Annotated in this window: 13 protein-coding genes and 1 other RNA gene; 5 read left to right on the plus strand and 9 right to left on the minus strand. The window is 75.0% G+C overall.

Annotation, left to right across the window (positions count from 1 at the left end; all coding sequences use genetic code 11):
* Window positions 1–30: 30 nt before the first annotated feature.
* Together IF73_RS0133485 and IF73_RS0133490 are read right to left on the minus strand one after the other, a co-directional pair.
* Complete coding sequence (locus IF73_RS0133485) at window positions 31–5,307, minus strand: caspase, EACC1-associated type (protein ID WP_031014437.1); 5,277 nt, start codon at window positions 5,305–5,307, stop codon at window positions 31–33.
* Window positions 5,304–5,675, minus strand: coding sequence for an effector-associated constant component EACC1 (locus tag IF73_RS0133490; RefSeq protein ID WP_031014439.1), 372 nt, complete (start codon window positions 5,673–5,675; stop codon window positions 5,304–5,306). Before IF73_RS0133490 ends, IF73_RS0133485 begins: the two co-directional genes overlap by 4 nt.
* 192 nt (window positions 5,676–5,867) lie before the next feature.
* Here IF73_RS0133490 and IF73_RS0133495 point away from each other — a divergent pair, with 192 nt between their 5' ends.
* Window positions 5,868–6,302 (plus strand): I66 family serine proteinase inhibitor, encoded by a 435-nt coding sequence (locus tag IF73_RS0133495; RefSeq protein WP_031014441.1) that lies wholly within the window; start codon window positions 5,868–5,870, stop codon window positions 6,300–6,302.
* Between the two features lie 54 nt (window positions 6,303–6,356).
* Here IF73_RS0133495 and rnpB read toward each other — a convergent pair.
* An RNA gene (rnpB, locus tag IF73_RS38950) (RNase P RNA component class A) lies at window positions 6,357–6,755 on the minus strand.
* Window positions 6,756–6,833: 78 nt separating this feature from the next.
* On the opposite strand from rnpB, the gene IF73_RS0133500 reads away from it, so the two are divergent.
* Window positions 6,834–7,601, plus strand: coding sequence for a MerR family transcriptional regulator (locus tag IF73_RS0133500; protein ID WP_031014444.1), 768 nt, complete (start codon window positions 6,834–6,836; stop codon window positions 7,599–7,601).
* Window positions 7,588–8,445: a hypothetical protein gene (locus tag IF73_RS0133505; protein WP_031014446.1), complete on the plus strand. Its 858-nt coding sequence runs from the start codon at window positions 7,588–7,590 to the stop codon at window positions 8,443–8,445. The genes IF73_RS0133500 and IF73_RS0133505 overlap by 14 nt, the downstream gene beginning before the upstream one ends.
* On the opposite strand, the gene IF73_RS0133510 is transcribed toward IF73_RS0133505, so the two are convergent.
* Window positions 8,390–9,838: an RNB domain-containing ribonuclease gene (locus IF73_RS0133510; protein ID WP_031014448.1), complete on the minus strand. Its 1,449-nt coding sequence runs from the start codon at window positions 9,836–9,838 to the stop codon at window positions 8,390–8,392. The genes IF73_RS0133505 and IF73_RS0133510 overlap by 56 nt on opposite strands.
* Before the next feature lie 97 nt (window positions 9,839–9,935).
* Between IF73_RS0133510 and yaaA the strand changes: the two genes are divergently transcribed.
* Window positions 9,936–10,703, plus strand: coding sequence for a peroxide stress protein YaaA (gene yaaA / locus IF73_RS0133515; RefSeq protein ID WP_031014450.1), 768 nt, complete (start codon window positions 9,936–9,938; stop codon window positions 10,701–10,703).
* Between the two features lie 61 nt (window positions 10,704–10,764).
* A complete protein-coding gene (gene eda, locus IF73_RS0133520; RefSeq protein ID WP_031014453.1) occupies window positions 10,765–11,403 on the plus strand; it encodes a bifunctional 4-hydroxy-2-oxoglutarate aldolase/2-dehydro-3-deoxy-phosphogluconate aldolase in 639 nt (212 codons plus the stop codon).
* Here the strand turns inward: eda and IF73_RS0133525 are convergent.
* Genes IF73_RS0133525 through IF73_RS0133545 form a run of 5 tightly spaced genes read right to left on the minus strand, consistent with a single transcriptional unit; the run spans window position 11,390 to window position 16,155 of the window.
* The gene (locus IF73_RS0133525) at window positions 11,390–12,193 is read right to left on the minus strand and encodes a GNAT family N-acetyltransferase (protein WP_031014455.1); all 804 of its coding nucleotides are present in this window, start codon (window positions 12,191–12,193) and stop codon (window positions 11,390–11,392) included. The genes eda and IF73_RS0133525 overlap by 14 nt on opposite strands.
* A 3-nt stretch (window positions 12,194–12,196) precedes the next feature.
* Window positions 12,197–13,501, minus strand: a complete 1,305-nt coding sequence (locus IF73_RS0133530) for a bifunctional RNase H/acid phosphatase (RefSeq protein WP_031014457.1) — start codon at window positions 13,499–13,501, stop codon at window positions 12,197–12,199.
* Window positions 13,501–14,244 (minus strand): zinc ribbon domain-containing protein, encoded by a 744-nt coding sequence (locus tag IF73_RS0133535; protein WP_199806768.1) that lies wholly within the window; start codon window positions 14,242–14,244, stop codon window positions 13,501–13,503. Before IF73_RS0133535 ends, IF73_RS0133530 begins: the two co-directional genes overlap by 1 nt.
* A complete protein-coding gene (locus tag IF73_RS0133540; RefSeq protein WP_031014461.1) occupies window positions 14,241–15,059 on the minus strand; it encodes a Nif3-like dinuclear metal center hexameric protein in 819 nt (272 codons plus the stop codon). The genes IF73_RS0133535 and IF73_RS0133540 overlap by 4 nt, the downstream gene beginning before the upstream one ends.
* Window positions 15,060–15,117: 58 nt before the next feature.
* Complete coding sequence (locus tag IF73_RS0133545; RefSeq protein ID WP_031014464.1) at window positions 15,118–16,155, minus strand: ABC transporter substrate-binding protein; 1,038 nt, start codon at window positions 16,153–16,155, stop codon at window positions 15,118–15,120.
* Window positions 16,156–16,255 lie beyond the last annotated feature (100 nt).

Raw genomic sequence — 16,255 nt, forward strand, 5'->3', positions numbered from 1 at the left:
CCGGCGGAACCCGGCCGCGCCCCCGGCGTGTCAGCGCCCGGGCTGGGCCGCCCGGGTGACCGGGGCCCGGGCGGACGGCACCACCGCGGCCGGCTCGCCCGGCGGCGGGCCCGCCGGGCCGGCTCCCGGCGGCAGCGCCGCCTCCAGCCGCTGCCGCTGCCCCTCGTCGAGCTCGTGCGCGAGGAGCGGGCCCAGGACCGCGTCGGCGCCCTGGAGGGCGAAGGTCTCGGCGGTGCCGTCGCCGTGGTGTTCCAGCCACTGGACCGACCACTCCACGACGCGCCGCGTCTCCGCCGCCGACAGGTCCTCCAGCACGAGCAGGGACCGGAGGAGGAAGCGGGCGCGCCAGTGCGGCATGCGGTGTTCCAGCCACGCCAGCGACCAGGAGATCGTCTTCGCGCGCTGCGCCAGCGGGACGTCGAGGCGGGTCAGACGGGGCTCCAGCACGAAGGTGGCGCGGGAGGCGGTGGGGTCCGCCGACACCCGGGCGGTCACCAGCGCGTCGACGTCCGCGGCCCGGTCGGCCGGCAGGTCCGGGCGCTCGGCGAGGACGCCGAGCATGCACCACGCCTCCGTCGTCTCCTGCCGGCGGATCCACCACAGCCCGTAGTCCGCCAGCCGCGCGGTCTGGGCCTCGCTCAGGCCCTCCATGTCGAGCAGCGACCGCAGCGTGCGGTGCAGCTTGACGGCATGGCCGTGGTTCTCCAGCCAGACGAGGGCCGTGTCCAGGTAGGTGTCGCGCTCGGCCGGCCCCATCCCGCCGCGCTTGGCGAGCGCGACCAGGAGCCGCCGCGCCGCCCGGCTGGTCCGGTGGCTCCTCAGCCACTCCAGGGCGCGCGGCAGGACCCACTCCCATTCGCCGTCCGTCAGGTCCCCCCGCGCCACCAGCGGGGTGAGGACGAAGCCGGCCTCCTTCATCGCGTGGTGCCGGGCGAGCCAGGCACGGGCCATCGCGACGGTGTCCCGGACCCGGTTCTCCACCAGCCCCGGACACTCCAGGAGCCGCTCCGCGAGCAGCCCCGCCTCGACGGTCGTCACCCGGTGCCGCAGCCAGCCGATGGCCAGCAGGGCGCTGTCGTCGAGCTGCCGCTCGTTCAGCTCCCTGTGGGTGAGGAGCAGTTCCAGCACGAACCGGGCGCGGGGCTGCTCCTCGTACGTCACCAGCCACCGCAGGCTGTGCGTCACCACCGCGTCGAGCTGCGCGTCCGTCAGGCCCGGTGTCTTCAGCAGCCGCTGGATCAGGTACGTGGCGGTGATGGTCGTGCCGTGCCGCTCCAGCCAGGCGAGGGCTGAGGCGACGACCCTTCCGGCGTACTCCTCCGCCTGCTCCGCGTCCTGGAGCGCGGGCTGCCCGAGCACGGTGGTCAGCAGGTGCAGCGCCTGCCGCTCGGTGGCGTTCTCCTCCAGCCACTCCACGGCGTGGACCAGGTCCCGCAGCCGCTCCTCGTCGGTGCGTGCCGTGTGGTCCTCCAGCGCCCGGTGGAGCCGCTGGACCTCCAGCCGGAGGGCGGGATCCTCCCGCTCCCGGAGCTCGGCGAAGGCCGCGGCCCGCCCGCGCTGTTCGGCGGTGAGCTCGGGCCGCCGCAGCAGCTCCGGCAGCAGCTGGTCGGTTCCGCTGCCCGGGCAGTGCCGCTCCAGCCAGGTCAGTCCCTCCTCCACGCCGGCCGCGGCCTCCGCCGTCGTCAGGTCGTCGCGCGCGAGGAGCGCGCCGAGCAGGGAACCCGCGACCTTGTGCCGCCGGTGCTGCTCCAGCCAGCGGGCCGTGTACCGGACGCCGGACCGGACGCCGGCGGGCTTGAGTTCGGCGCGGCGGAGCAGGGGGCGCAGGACCCGGTCCGCCGTGTCGGCGAGGTGGTGCGCGCGCAGCCAGGCGAGCGCCGAGGCGATGCCCTGTTCCGCCTGGGCGCCGGCGAGTTCGGGCCGGGCGAGCAGGGCGGGCAGGACGTAGCTGGCGTCCTTGTCCTCCTGGTGCGCCGACAGCCAGCCGAGGGCCAGGACGACGGCCCGGCCGGCCTCGAACGCGGGAATGTCCTCCCGCCCGAGCAGGTGCTGGAGGACGAACCCGGCCCCCGGCTTGTGTCCGTGGAGCTCCAGCCAGGACGTCGCGAGCCCTATGGTCAGCCGGGCCTGCTCCTCGGCGAGGTCGCTCCGGGACAGCAGCCTGGACATGATGAAGCTGGCGTTCTCCTCCTCGGCGTGGGCCTCCAGCCACGCGACGCCGAAGCCCGTCACGAGCCCCCGGCCCTCGGGGGTGAGGTCGTCGCCCTCGAGGAGCCGGCGGATCAGGAAGTCGGGGTCCTTGTCCTCGGCGTGGGCCTTCAGCCACGCGACGCCGAAGCCCGCCACCACCCCTCGCTCCTCGGGGGTGAGGTCGTCGCCCTCGAGGAGCCGGCGGATCAGGAAGTCGGCGTCGTTCTCCACGGCGTGGGACGACAGCCACCGGAGCGCGTGGTCGACCGTCTGCCGGAGCTGTGACCTGCCCGCTCCCCGCAGGCCCAGCACCGGGTGCAGGACCCGGTTGGCGTGCCGCGTCTCGCCGTGGTGCTCCAGCCATTCGAGCGCCAGGGTGGCGGCGTAGCGGATCTCCTCGCGCGGCAGGTCGGGGTGTTCCAGCAGGGCGACGACGACCCTCGACGAGATCTCCAGGGTGTGGTGGCGCCCCACCCAGCCGTAGGACGCGGCGAACGCGCGGCGCACCTCGTCGTTGGTCAGGTCCCGCCGGACGAGGAGGGGGTACAGGATCGTCCCGGTCTGCCGCGCGGCCATCGTGTTCTCGCACCAGTGCAGGGCCGCGGGGACGGCCTTCCTCACCTGGTGCGGGGCGAGGTCGCCGCGGGTCACCAGGGCGCTCAGGACGAAGTGGGCCTCCCGGGACCGGCCGTGGAGTTTGATCCAGCCGATCGCGTTCTCCAGGAACGGGCTCAGCCCGTCCGGGAGGTCCGTCCGGCTGAGCAGCGGGCCCAGGACGTAGCTGGCGTCCTGGCGCCAGCCGTACGCGTCGAGCCAGCGCAGCGCCGTCGGCACGAGCAGGGCCGCGCTCTCGGCGGGCAGGCGCGACAGGCCGCTGTGGAGCAGGTGGCGGGCGTCGGCGTGGTCGCCGTACTCGTCGAGCCAGGGTCCGGCGATCTCCTGCCAGTTCCGTACGGCCGCCTGCGACCAGGGCGGACCGTAGACGAGGGCCCCGAGGGCGTACCCGCCCGTGTCGGCGTCGCGCCGCATGGCGTCGCCGATGGCGGCGGCGTTCTCCGTGAACCAGCGGTCGAGGAGCTCCGACACCGCGTCCCGGGAGCGGGGCGCCAGGTCGTTCATCAGCCGGGCGAGGTTCGTCGCGTAGCGCCCGAGCGTCCGGGGGCCGGTGAGGGAGGCGTCGAGCAGGGCCGAGGTCCTCCGGCGGTCCGGGGACCGGGATCCGGACGGGAGGATCACGGACTCGGCGAGCTGGTCGCAGACGATGTCGTGGGCGGTGGTCACCGTGTCGGCCGGCCCGGTGCGCTGCAGCCATCCCAGGTCGAGCAGGGTCTCCACGACCTCCTCGGCCTCCAGCGCGTCCTCGCGTCCCCGGGGAAGCGCGGCCCGGGCGGCGGCGACCACCTCGGCGTACCGCTGCGGACACGCGGTGGCCGCGGCCGCCGCGGCCACCAGCAGATCGGACGCCGGGACCTGCTGGAACGCGGTCGCCCTGGGGTGCTCCCCCGCGGTCCGGACGACGCCGAGGTCGTCCTCCTCCAGCCGGCTCCTGAGCCAGGTGGACAGCTCGCCGCTGGCCCGCAGCCCGGCGAGGTCCGGCAGGCTGCCGTCCTCGAAGCGGCGCTCCACCTCACGGGCGATCAGCAGCGCGATGACGGGGCGGTGACCGCAGATCTCCCACATCCGGTCCATGCCCAGGCGGGCGACGGCGGTGGGTGCCAGCCTGGTGAGCGCCTGCTCCGCCACCCGCCGCTGGAACTCCTCGTCCTGCCGCAGCGTGAGCTCGTCGAAGAGTTCGTACAGGTGGAGTTCGTCGCTCTTGCGCAGCCAGCCGGGGCGTGCCGTGGCGAGGAAGGCCACCTTGATCCCCTGGAGGCGGGCGGCCGGCAGGAGCTGGTAGCGCAGGGTCGTCAGGTCGAGCCGGGGGCCGTCGTTCCTGACGTAGTGGTGGAGGTAGTCCATCACCACCAGGGCGGGGGTGGCCTCGGCCAGGACCTCGTCGACGACCTCGGTGGTCACGGACTCCTTGCCGCCGGGGCGCAGGTGCAGCACCCGCCAGCCCTCGTCCAGCGCCACCCGTCCCACCTCGAGGACGGTGCGGGTCTTTCCGGTGCCGGCCGCGCCGGTGAGCAGCACGCCGCGGTCGTCGGAGGCGCGCAGGCGGCGGAAGAGGCGGGACGGTTCGGTGTCGTGGTCCTGGCCGGGGGACACGTAGGGGAGGCATTCGGGGGTGAGGTTCCGCTCGAACCCGCCGAGCCCTCCGACGAAGCTCTCCTGGGGGATCACCGACCCCAGCCCCGGGGGGCGTCGGGCGGGCCGGCCGGCGGCCCCTGCCGCGGCGGCGGGCTTCTCGCCGGTGAAGGCCCGGTTGCGGGCGAGCGGGATCCGGAAGCCTTCGCCGGTGGCGGCGATGCGGGGTTCCGGTACCTCCTTGCCTCCCTCCATCCGGTCCGCCAGCCGTGACCTGAGGACCGTCAGGACGTCCCCGGTCGTCAGATGGCGCTGCTCCTCGCCTCGGCGTCCGTCGCCGAGCGGTCCCGTGATCCCGTCTCGGAGCAGGTCCGTCAGGGCGAGGGTGAACACGCTGCCGGCCGGGGTGCACAGCGATTCCTCGGTCGCCGCGGCCGAGGTGAGGACGCAGGCCCCCTCGATGCCGAAGTCCTCGTCCTCCGGGCGGTCCTCGCCGCCCATCCGCACGGCGTAGCCGCTGTAGCAGCAGTCGACGATGACGACCTTGTGGCGCGCGAGGGAGTGGTCGACGCACTCCCTGATCTCGTTGTAGTCGATCGAGTGGAACTTCCGCCCGTGGCTGGATTCCTTCGTCGCGAGGAGCAGGCCCTGCCCGCCCCGCGGGTGGTGCCCGTGCCCGGCGTAGTAGACCAGCAGCAGGTCGGAGGCTTCCTCCGCGGCGGTGGACACGGCCGTGAGGAATCTGTCCCGCGGGCTGTCGGCGGGAAGGATCTCGCAGTCCGCCTGCCGGAGCAGTCCTCGCTCCGGGTGGGTGAGCTGCTCGACGAGCCCGGGGATGTTCTTGGCGACTCCGTCGAGTCCGGGGAAGCCGGCGAACGCGTGGACGCCCAGGAGGACAGCCCGGGACGAGGGGGCCGCCGGGTCGGTCACGACGGGTCGGCGCCGTCGCCCGTGGCCGTGGCCGTGTCCCCGGCCTCCAGCCGGCGCAGCAGGTCGGCCAGCTGCTCCGGTTCGAGGTGCCCGATGTCGACGGTCGTGCCCCCGAAGGTCAGCGTGCGCGCGCCCCGGTTCTCCGCGCGGCCGCGGGCGAGCCGCCAGCCGGCGTAGCCGACCGCGAAGTTCGCGATGTCGCCGGCGGACCCCAGGATGATCTCCAGGGCGTCCATCGCGCCCATGGTGGGCCCGGGGGTGGAGACGGGGGTGACGGACAGCCGGCGCGCCTTCGGATGCCGGGCCAGCCAGTCCTGAAGCTCCGTCAACGCCTGCTTGTCGTCGTCGCTTTCGACGCGAACGCGCATCGTCAGGCCCCCTCGCCCATCGGTGAACAGACGTCGATGGTAGCGGCCGCCTCCTCGCCGTCGGACGGGATGCGCTCAGGTGGCCGGATCTCGCGGTCGCCCCCCCCCCCCCCCCCCCCCCCCCCCCCCCCCCCCGCCCCGGCGGGGGGGGGCTATCGAGGGGCCAAGCCCCCGTCCGCCGCTGGAGGAGCGATGTCGGAGCAGGACCGGATCGTCAGGCTGTACGCGAAGGGGGCCCCGGTCGGGGTCCACGAGGGAAGGCTGGTCGGCTTCCTGGTCGACGAGCACCGCACCGCCGAGTGGGCGGTCGGCGAGGCGGACGGCGGCTTCCGCCTGACCGTCAAGGGCACCGAGGACACGCTCACCGCCGCCGGCACCGACCGGGCCCCGGTCCTGGTCCGCCCCGACGACACCCCGGCCTCGGTCTGGCGCCTGCAGCGGGTCACCCCGGAGGGCGTCGCCACGGTCACCACCCTCGACGCCCTCGGCACCGGCACGTACGTCATCACCCAGCACGGCCTCCCCCTGGGCCGCGACCTCTTCGAGGACCGCTCGCTCGCCCCGAAGCCGGTGGTGACCCGCACGGACGACCGCGCACCGCACTGGACGGTGGAGGTCCTGGCCTGACCGGCGCGCCGTCCCGCCGCACACGAAAGGGCCCCGCGTGGGGGCCCTGAGGGGCAGACGAGTCGGGCTGTACGCCGGGTTCTGTACCCCGGGACCTCGCGGTCGTCGGGGTGACGGCCATCCATCTAGGGCCGGCGTTGCCGCCGGCCTCGTGCGGTCTACCCGCGAACTCGGGCGAGCAGCCCTCGATCATTCGCGCAGGGACACCGGGGTGTCCCCTCTTGACCTTGCTCCGGGTGGGGTTTACCTAGCCGCCTGAGTCACCTCAGGCGCTGGTGGTCTCTTACACCACCGTTTCACCCTTACCGTGGGCCGAGGCCCCCGGCGGTCTGTTCTCTGTGGCACTGTCCCGCGGGTCACCCCGGGTGGCCGTTAGCCACCACCCTGCTCTGTGGAGCCCGGACGTTCCTCGGGGAGATCCGAAGACCTCCACGCGGCCGCCCGCCCGGCTCGTCTGCCGTGCCGACCATGCTACCTGGCGGGAGGGACGGTGCTTGACCTTGCCGCGACGTCAGGGTTTCTCATGAGGGCATGCGTATCGGAGAGCTCGCCGCGCTCGTCGGGGTCACCCCCCGCGCCGTGCGGCACTACCACCATCTGGGGCTGCTGCCCGAGCCGGAGCGGCGGCCCAACGGCTACCGGGAGTACGGCATCCGGGACGCGGTGCTGCTCGCCCGGGTGCGGCGGCTGACCGAGCTGGGGCTGGGCCTCGACGAGGTGCGCGACGTGCTCGCGGACGACGAGGGGCGGGAGCTGGTGGAGGTGCTGGAGGAGCTGGACGCGGACCTGGCGCGCCAGGAGGCGGTCGTGCGGGAGCGGCGGGCGCGGCTCGCCGGGCTGCTCGGCGAGGCGCGGGCCGGGCGGCTCACCGCCGAGGGGCCGGTCTCGCCGGAGCTGGCGGCGCTGCTCGCCGGCGTCGGCGAGCTGCCGGACTCGCCGATGGCGGTGAAGGACCGGGAGATCCTCGCGCTGCTCGACACCGTCGTGCCCGCCGGGGAGCGTGCCCGGCTGATGGGGCTGATGCACGAGGTCGCCGGGAGCGCCAGGGAGGTGTACGGGCTCCTCGACGCGCTCGCCGACGCCCCGGCGGACGATCCGCGGGTCGAGGAGGCCGCGCGGGCGCTCGCCGGGGCGCTGCCGGCCGGGATCGGCGGCTTCGAGCTGCCCGTCGAGGGGTCCGGCGGGCTCGCGGACGTGTTCTTCGCGGATCTCGCGCCGGCCCAGGCGGCCGCCGTGCGGCGCGCGATGGCGCTGGTGGCGGAGCGTTCCGGGGAGGGTGACGGCCATGGCGGGGAGTGAGCGGGGGCCGGTGCTGCGGGTGCTGCGCGGGATCGCGTACGCGGCGCTGCCGGCGGAGCTGGTGGTGTTCGTGCTGCTGCTCGGCGGGGTGCGGATCCCGGGCGCCGTACTGGCCGGCGCGGAGCTGGTGATGGTCGCGCTGCTCGCCGCCGAGGGCGTCGTGTGGCTGCGGCTGCGGCGCCGGGGGCTGTCGCGGCGGGAGGCGCTGGCGGAGCTCGTACCGGAGCGGGTGCTGCGGCTGGCCGGGCACGAGCTGCGGCTGATGACGAGCCTGGGGCGGTGGGCGGCGCGGCGGCCGCACGGGACGGCGGGCGCCGAGGGCGTCTTCCCGCACGCGCGGGACCAGGCCGCCCTCATGTACGGCTTCGCCTTCGTCTGTCTGGTCGAGACGGCCGGCATGTCGTGGCTGCTGGCCGGGTGGCCCGTCGTCCACGCGGTCGTCCTCGTCCTCGAGGTCTACACGGTCCTGTTCGTGCTCGGGCTGCACGCGGCCTCCGTCACCCGGCCGCACGTGCTGGCCGGCGGGCGCCTGCGGGTCCGCCAGGCCGCCCATGTGGACGTGCCGGTCCCGCTGGACCGGATCGCGGCCGTCCGCCGGGAGAACCGTTTCACCCACGAGAAGCGGGACGGCGAGCTGAACCTCGCCGTCGGCTCGCAGACCTCCGTGACGCTGGAGCTGGACCGGCCGGTGGACGTGGTCGGGCTGCTCGGCTCGGTGCGGCCGGTGACCACCGTACGGCTGCACGCGGACGACCCCGGGGCGCTGTACGCGGCGGTCCGCGACGCCGTCACGCGGGCGCGAACAGCACCTTCGCCCGGCCGGGATCCGCTGCCGCGAGCCTGACCCGCAGCCACTCGCCCAGCGGCAGCGGGGCCGTGCCGCCCGCGACCCGGGCGACGACGGCCGGGTCGTCGACGTGGACGGTGCCGGCGGACGGCTCCCGCTCCTTCACGTCGATCACGTACGCGTCGAAGAGCTCGCCGACCCGGCCGCTGAGCAGCGCCGCCTCGACGATGTCGACGCTCTCCCGCTCCACCGTGTTGGCGCGCCGGGAGCCGGCGGCCATGACGTCCGGCAGGCCGGGCAGCGCGGCCCGCACCCACGCCGGCGGCTCGTCCCCGGCGACGGCCGCCACGCACAGCTCGGAGGCGTATCGGTCGACGAGCCGGCGCAGCGGGGCGGTGCAGTGGGTGTACTCGTCGGCGACGGCCGCGTGCACGGCCGGGTCGGGCAGCCGGCCGTCGGCGAAGACGGTGTAGCCGGCGCCGCGCAGCAGGGTGGTGCACTCCTGGAGGAAGGCGGCCTGGCGGGGGTCGGTGGGGTCGGCGTTCCTGACCACCTCCGCGTACGGCACGTGGTGCGGCCAGGCGACGCCGAGGGCCTCGGCGGAGCGGCGCAGCCGGGCGACGGCCCCGTCGGGGGCGACCGGCAGGGTGCGCAGGATGCCGGTGCCGGCGGCGGTCATGAGGTCGGCGGCGGCCATGCCGGTGAGCAGGGAGATCTGCGCGTTCCAGCTCTCGGCGGGCAGCGGCGCCCGGTAGGCGAGCGTGTAGGTGTGGTCGCCGGGGAGCTCGACGATCTCCTGTTCGGGGACGTCGAGGGAGATCCCGCCGCGTTCGATCTCGCACTCCTCGCGGAGCCGGCCGATGTCGCGGAGGAGGGCGAGGGGCTCCTCGGCGGTGCCGGAGTCGATCTGCCGCTGTACGGAGGCGTAGTCGAGCTTGGCGCGGCTGCGGACGAGGGCGCGGCGCAGGTCGGTGGCGACCCGGCGGCCCTCGGCGTCGAGGTCGATCCGCCAGAGCAGGGCGGGGCGGGGTTCGCCGGGCAGCAGGCTGGCGGCGCCCTCGGAGAGGACCGGCGGGTGGAGGGGGACCTTGCCGTCGGGGAAGTAGAGGGTGAGGACCCGTCGGTGGGCCTCGGCGTCGATCGCCCCGCCGGGGGCGACGAAGGCGGCGACGTCGGCGATGGCGTAGTGGACGCGGTAGCCGCCGTCGGCCCGCCTGGCCAGGTGCATGGCCTGGTCGAGGTCGGTGGAGGTCGGCGGGTCGATGGTGACGAACGGCAGGTCGGTGGCGTCGTACGCGGGGAGGCGGGGGTCCTTCGCGGCGGCCTCGGCCTCGGCGAGCACGCCGGCCGGGAACCCCGCGGGCACCCCGAGCTCGGTGCGGAGGGCGCGCAGCGCGGCCCGCAGCGGAGCCTCCGCCGCGCCGGTCACGTGGATGTGGCGTCGGGGCATGGAACCGAGCGTAGGGCGCGGGAGGGGGCCCGGCACCTCGTACGCTGGCTGGTCGGGGCCGCATCCCCGGTCGTGTACGTACGTAAGGAGAACCACCGTGCTCGTGCTGCTGCCGCCCTCCGAAGGCAAGGCGCCCTCCGGGTCCGGGGCGCCGCTCAAGCCGGAGTCGCTGTCGCTGCCGGGGCTCGCGGCGGCGCGGGCGGCGGTGCTGGACGAGCTGGTCGAGCTGTGCGCCGCCGACGAGGAGAAGGCGCGCGAGGTGCTGGGCCTGAGCGAGGGGCTGCGCGGCGAGGTCGCGAAGAACACCGGGCTGCGGACGGCGGGCGCGCGCCCGGCCGGCGAGATCTACACCGGGGTGCTGTACGACGCGCTGGGTCTGGCGACGCTGGACGCGGCGGCCCGGAAGCGCGCCGGCGCCTCGCTGCTGGTCTTCTCCGGGCTGTGGGGCGCGGTGCGGGTGACCGACCGGATCCCCTCGTACCGCTGCTCGATGGGGGTCAGGCTGCCCGGGCTCGGCGCGCTGGGCGCGCACTGGCGCGGGGCGATGGCCTCGGTGCTGCCGGAGGCGGCCGGGGACGGGCTCGTGCTGGACCTGCGCTCGTCGGCGTACGCGACGGCGTGGAAGCCGAGGGGCGAGGTGGCGGCGCGGACCGCGACGGTGCGGGTGCTGCACGCGCCCACCCGGAAGGTGGTCAGCCACTTCAACAAGGCGACCAAGGGCCGGATCGTGCGGAGCCTGCTGGAGTCGGACGCGGCCCCGGGCACGCCGGCGGAGCTGGTGGAGGCGCTGCGGGGCCTCGGGTACGTGGTGGAGACGGGGGCGAAGGCGGGGGCGCTGGACGTGCTGGTGGACGAGATCCACTGAGTCTGTTGCGCAGGGCGCAACGCTCGTTGCGCTTGCTGGTGGTGCTGGGCAGGATGAGGCCATGCCCCGCACCCCCGGCCTCTTCGCGCTCGCCCCGCACGCCCCCGTCGTCCCGGTCGTGGTGGTCGAGGACGCCGCCGACGCCGTGCCGCTGGCCCGGGCCCTGGTGGCCGGCGGGCTGCCGCTGATCGAGATCACCCTGCGCACCCCGGCCGCGCTCGACGCGGTGCGGGCGGTGGCGGCCGAGGTGCCGGAGGCGGTGGTCGGCGCGGGGACGGTGGTCTCGGCGGCCGGCGCGGCGGACGCCGTACGGGCGGGGGCGCGGTTCCTGGTGAGCCCGGGGTGCTCGGGGCGGCTGCTGGGGGCGCTGCGGGAGTCGGGCGTGCCGTTCCTGCCGGGCGTCTCGACCGCCTCCGAGGTGCTGGCCCTGCTGGAGGAGGGCGTCACGGAGCTGAAGTTCTTCCCGGCGGAGGCGGCGGGCGGCGTCCCGTATCTCAGCTCCCTGGCGGGTCCGCTGCCGCAGGCCCGGTTCTGCCCGACGGGCGGCATCTCGGCCGCCTCGGCCCCGGGCTATCTCGCGCTGCCGAACGTCGCCTGCGTGGGCGGCACCTGGATGCTGCCGCCGGACGTGCTCGCCGCCCGCGACTGGCGGTTGGTGGAGGCGCTGGCGCGGGAGGCGGCGGCGCTCAGCCGTCGGTGAAGCGCACCCCGAGGTGGTCGGTCACCGGACGGTAGCCGAGGCGCCGGTAGAGGGCGTTGCTGGTGGGGTTGGCGAGGTCGGTGAAGAGAAGGACCTGCGCGGCGCCGGCGGCCAGGGCGGCCCGGCTGACGGCGGTGGTGGCGCCCGCGGCGTATCCCCGGCCGCGCTCGGCGGGCGGGGTGTAGACGAGGTGCACCCGGGCCTGGCCCTCGACCGTGCGGGAGACGGCGGCCATGGACACCGGGGGCCCGCCCGGGGCCTCCCAGAGGTGGAGACGGCCCTCGGCGAGGCGTTCGGCGAGGATGCCGGTGTAGTCGTCGGCGGGTTCCTCGCCGATGGCGCGGACGAAGTCCGCGGTCCACTCGGCGAGAACGGGCAGGTCCGCCTCGGTCGCGAGCCGGGCGCGGCCGGCCGGGGCCGGTTCGGGCGGCGTGAGCGCGCCGAGCCGGTAGAGCCGCATGCTCCGGAGTGGGGTCCAGGGGCGGCCGGCGGCGTCGAGGTACGCCTCCACCGCCGCCGTCTCGCCGCGCAGCTGCTCCACCGGTGCGTCGCCGTCCGGCAGCGCCAGCGCACGGGCCGCCTCGGCGGTGGTCACGCCGAGCGACGGCAGTCCGGGGCGCGGGACCGCGACGACGCCGGTCACCCGGCCGTCGGGCTCCGTCCACCAGCCGAGCCGGGCCGCCTTCTCCGCCAGCGTCAGCACGGAGGTGTTGCGGGCCGGGTCGGCGGCGAGATGGGCACCGGCGGCGGCGCGGAAGACGGCGGGGTCGTCGGTGAAGTGCCAGCCCACGGGTCAGCGCCGGAGGTGCGAGGTGTCGTTGAGGAGGCGTACGGAGGCGTTGCCGTCGGCGTAGTAGGCGACGGCGGAGAGCGAGGCGGCGGACAGCTCCATCTTGAACAGGGACTCCGGCGGGGCGCCGAGCGCCAGCCTGACCAGGGTCTTGATCGGCGTGACGTGGCTGACGAGGAGGACCGTGCGGCCCGCGTGGGCCGCGGCCAGCCGGTCGCGGGCGGCGGCGACGCGGCGGGCGACGGCGGTGAAGCTCTCGCCGCCGCCGGTGGGGGCGGCCTTCGCGGAGGCGAGCCAGGCGTCGAGGTCCTCGGGGTGGCGCTCGCGGACCTCGGCGAAGGTGAGCCCCTCCCAGGCGCCGAAGTCGGTCTCGCGCAGCCCCTCGTCGACGACGACGTCGAGCCCGAGGCGGGCGGCGACGGTCTCGGCGGTCTGGCGGCACCGGACGAGCGGCGAGCTGACGATGTGCTGGATCGTGCCGCGGGCGGCGAGCGCGTCGGCGACGGCGGCGGCCTGGCGGCGCCCGGCCTCGGACAGCTCGGGGTCGGAGCCCCCGCTCCCGGAGAACCGCTTCTCGGACGTGAGCACGGTCTCGCCGTGCCGGAGCAGGACGAAGGTGGCGGGGGCGGAGAGGTCCGGCGGGGCGGTGGCCGCCGCCCCGGCCGAGGCCGGTGCGGGCTCGGCAGCAGGCGGGTCCTGGGGAGCGGTGCCCGGCACCGGGGGCTGTGCCCAATCGTTCCGCCCTGCGGAACGCTTGCCCACAGCGGGCGCGCCGGCTACGGACGACAGGGCCTCTCGGGCGCGGGCGGCGCCCGCCTTCGCGTCGCCCGGGGGGCCCGAGGGGGGCAGGGCCGCCGCGACCCGGGCCGCGGAGGTGTCGCGGGGGGACCACTGCTCGCCGCGCCCGCCGGCGTCCATCGCCTCGTTGGCGAGCCGGTCGGCGTGCTTGTTGCGCTCGCGGGGGATCCACTCGTAGCGGACCCGGTCGGCGGGGAAGGCGCGGGCCGCCTCCGCCGCCAGCGGCTTCATGTCGGGGTGCTTGATCTTCCAGCGGCCCGACATCTGCTCGACGACGAGCTTGGAGTCCATCCTGACCCGGACCACCGCGTCGGGCGCCAGGTCCAGGGCCGCGCGGAGGCCCGCGATGAGGCCCCTGTACTCGGCGACGTTGTTGGTGGCGACGCCGATGTACTCGGCGGCCTCCGCGAGCGTCTCGCCCGTGGCCGGGTCGAGGACGACGGCACCGTAACCGGCGGGTCCGGGATTGCCCCGGGAGCCGCCGTCCGCCTCGACCACGAGCTCGCGCATTACAGGCCGGACTCCGCCGTGCGGACCAGGATGCGGCGGCAGTTCTCGCAGCGCACGACCGCGTCCTTCGCGGCGGCCCGCACCTCGTTCAGCTCGGTGATGTTGAGCTCGATGTGGCAGCCCTCGCACTTGCGCTGGTAGAGACGGGCCGCGCCGATGCCGCCCTGCTGCTCGCGGAGCTTGTCGTAGAGCTTGAGCAGGTCGGCGGGGACGGTGCCGGCGACGACCTCGCGCTCCTTGGCGACGCCGGCGGCCTCCTCGTCCAGGCCGGTCTGGGCGGTCTCCCGGCGGCCGGTGGCGTCGTCCACCTTGGCCTGGACGGCGGCGACGCGCTCGGTGAGCTCGGCGACGCGCTCCTGCGCGGACTCGCGGCGCTCCATCACCTCCAGGACGATCTCCTCCAGGTCGCCCTGGCGCTTGGCGAGCGAGGTGATCTCGCGCTGGAGGCTCTCCAGGTCCTTCGGGGAGGAGACGGCGCCGGAGTCGAGCCGCTGCTGGTCGCGGGCGGCGCGCTGGCGGACCTGGTCGACGTCCTGCTCGGCCTTGGTCTGCTCGCGGGCGCAGTCGCTCTCCTCGGTCTGCGCGGCGACGAGCAGGTCGCGCAGCTGGGTGAGGTCCTTGGTCAGCGCCTCGATCTCCGCGTGCTCGGGCAGCGCCCTGCGCTTGTGGGCGAGCTGCTGGAGGCGGACGTCCAGGGCCTGGACGTCGAGGAGGCGGATCTGGTCGGCGGGCGCGGCGTTCAGTTGGGGGCTCCAGAGGAAGTGTGGTGGGAGGACCAGGGGTCGGTGACCGTCTTCGAGACGTGGACGCGGAGGTCCCAGCCGTGGCGGTCGGAGATCTCGTCGAGCTGGGCGGCGGCCTGTTCGCACCAGGGCCACTCGGTGGCCCAGTGGGCGGCGTCGACGAGGCCGAGCGGAGAGTGCTGGGTGGCCTCGGAGACGGGGTGGTGGCGCAGGTCCGCGGTGAGGAAGGCGTCCACCCCCGCGGCCCGCACGGCGTCGAAGAGGCCGTCGCCGGAGCCGCCGCTGACGGCGACGCGGCGGACGGTCATGGCGGGGTCGCCGGCGACCCGGATGCCCTGCGCGGTCGCGGGCAGCCGCTTCGCGGCGCGGGCGGCGAACTCGGCGAGGGTCTCGGGGTGGTCGAGCTCGCAGATCCGGCCGAGGTTGTTCTCGGGGACGAGCGGGCCGGTGACGCGCAGGTCGAGGGCGCCGGCGAGGGCGTCGGAGACGCCGGGATCGGCGGTGTCGGCGTTGGTGTGCGCGACGTGCAGGGCGATGTCGTGCTTGATCAGGGTGTGCACGACCCGGCCCTTGAAGTGGCCCGCCGCGACCGTCGTCGTCCCGCGCAGGTAGAGCGGGTGGTGGGTGACGATCAGGTCGGCGGCGAGGGCGACGGCCTCGTCCGCGATCTCCTGGACGGGATCGACGGCGAAGAGGACACGGCGCACCTCGGCGTCGGGGTCGCCGCAGACGGTGCCGACGGCGTCCCACTGCTCGGCCCGCTGGGGCGGCCAGAGGGCGTCGAGTTCGGCGATGACTTCAGACAGACGGGGCACGGAGGAAAGGCTACCTGTCCTCCGTGCCCCGCCGTCCTGGCCTGTGGACAACTCCGGGTTACTTGACCAGGTCGGCGCGCAGGTCGTCGAGGACGCTGTTCGCGGCGGTCACGCCGAGGCCGAGGTACCAGGTCTCGTCGGCGACGTCCTTGGCCTGGCCGCCCTTGACGGCCTTGAGGTTCTTCCACAGCGGGTTGCCCTGGGCGGCGTCCTTCTTGGTCGCCTTGGCGTCGCCGTAGACGCCGGTGAAGATCCAGTCGGCGTCGGCCTGGTCGATCTTCTCGGGGCTGATCTCGGCCGCCAGCTCGTCGATCTGCTGGTTCTCGGGCCGGGGCAGGCCGGCGTCCTCCAGGATGGTGCCGATGAACGACGCCTTCGCGTAGAGGCGGATCTTGCCGGGGAGGTAGCGGACCATGGAGATGGTCGGCTTGTTCGGTCCGATGTCGGTGCCGAGCTGCTTGACCTTGGTCTCGTAGGCGGCGAGCTTCGTCTTCGCCTCGGCGGTCTTGTCGAGCGCGGCGGCGTTGAGGAGGTAGTTCTCCTTCCAGGTGAAGCCCGGGCGGATGGAGAAGACGGTCGGCGCGATCTTCGACAGCTCGTCGTACTTGTCGGCGGCGCGCAGCTGGCTGCCGAGGATGAGGTCGGGCTGGAGGTTGGCGATCGCCTCCAGGTTGAGGTTGTTGATGGTGCCGACGGACTTCGGGCTGCCGGCGTCCTTGGCAAGGTAGCCGGGGATGCCGTCGTCGCCCTCGGAGGGGGCGTAGCCGACGGGCTTGACGCCGAGGGAGACGACGTTGTCGAGCTCGCCGACGTCGAGGACGACGACGCGCTTCGGGGCGGCCTTGACCTCGGTGGTGCCCATGGCGTGGGTGAGGGTGCGGGGGAACCGGCCCGGCTCGGCGTCGGTGCCCATGGCGGCGGTCTTGGCGGCGGCGTCGCCGAAGTCCTTGCCGCCGGTGGCGACGTCCTTCTTCTTCGCCGTGTCCTCCTTCTTGGCGGAGGCGTCGGACGAGCCGTCGCCTCCTCCGCAGGCCGCGAGGGAGAGCGCGGCGGCGAGGGCGACGGCGGCGGCGGTGCCGCGGCGGCGGAGGGACATCGGGAGGGCTCCTCTTCGATGGCGGACGTCGAGGGGGGACGACGCGGGACTGATCCACGGCGGACCCACAGGCTCCGCTTAGGCTCGCCTTACCTTACGT

The organism is Streptomyces sp. NRRL F-5727, from assembly GCF_000719555.1.
Lineage (GTDB): Bacteria > Actinomycetota > Actinomycetes > Streptomycetales > Streptomycetaceae > Streptomyces.

Excerpts from the sequence above, each read along its gene's own strand:
- IF73_RS0133495 (WP_031014441.1), top strand. The coding sequence starts at position 5,868 with ATGTCGGAGCAGGACCGGATCGTCAGGCTGTACGCGAAGGGGGCCCCG.
- eda (WP_031014453.1), top strand. The coding sequence starts at position 10,765 with ATGCCCCGCACCCCCGGCCTCTTCGCGCTCGCCCCGCACGCCCCCGTC.
- IF73_RS0133490 (WP_031014439.1), bottom strand. The coding sequence starts at position 5,675 with ATGCGCGTTCGCGTCGAAAGCGACGACGACAAGCAGGCGTTGACGGAG.
- IF73_RS0133510 (WP_031014448.1), bottom strand. The coding sequence starts at position 9,838 with ATGCCCCGACGCCACATCCACGTGACCGGCGCGGCGGAGGCTCCGCTG.
- IF73_RS0133500 (WP_031014444.1), top strand. The coding sequence starts at position 6,834 with ATGCGTATCGGAGAGCTCGCCGCGCTCGTCGGGGTCACCCCCCGCGCC.
- IF73_RS0133545 (WP_031014464.1), bottom strand. The coding sequence starts at position 16,155 with ATGTCCCTCCGCCGCCGCGGCACCGCCGCCGCCGTCGCCCTCGCCGCC.
- IF73_RS0133505 (WP_031014446.1), top strand. The coding sequence starts at position 7,588 with ATGGCGGGGAGTGAGCGGGGGCCGGTGCTGCGGGTGCTGCGCGGGATC.
- IF73_RS0133530 (WP_031014457.1), bottom strand. The coding sequence starts at position 13,501 with ATGCGCGAGCTCGTGGTCGAGGCGGACGGCGGCTCCCGGGGCAATCCC.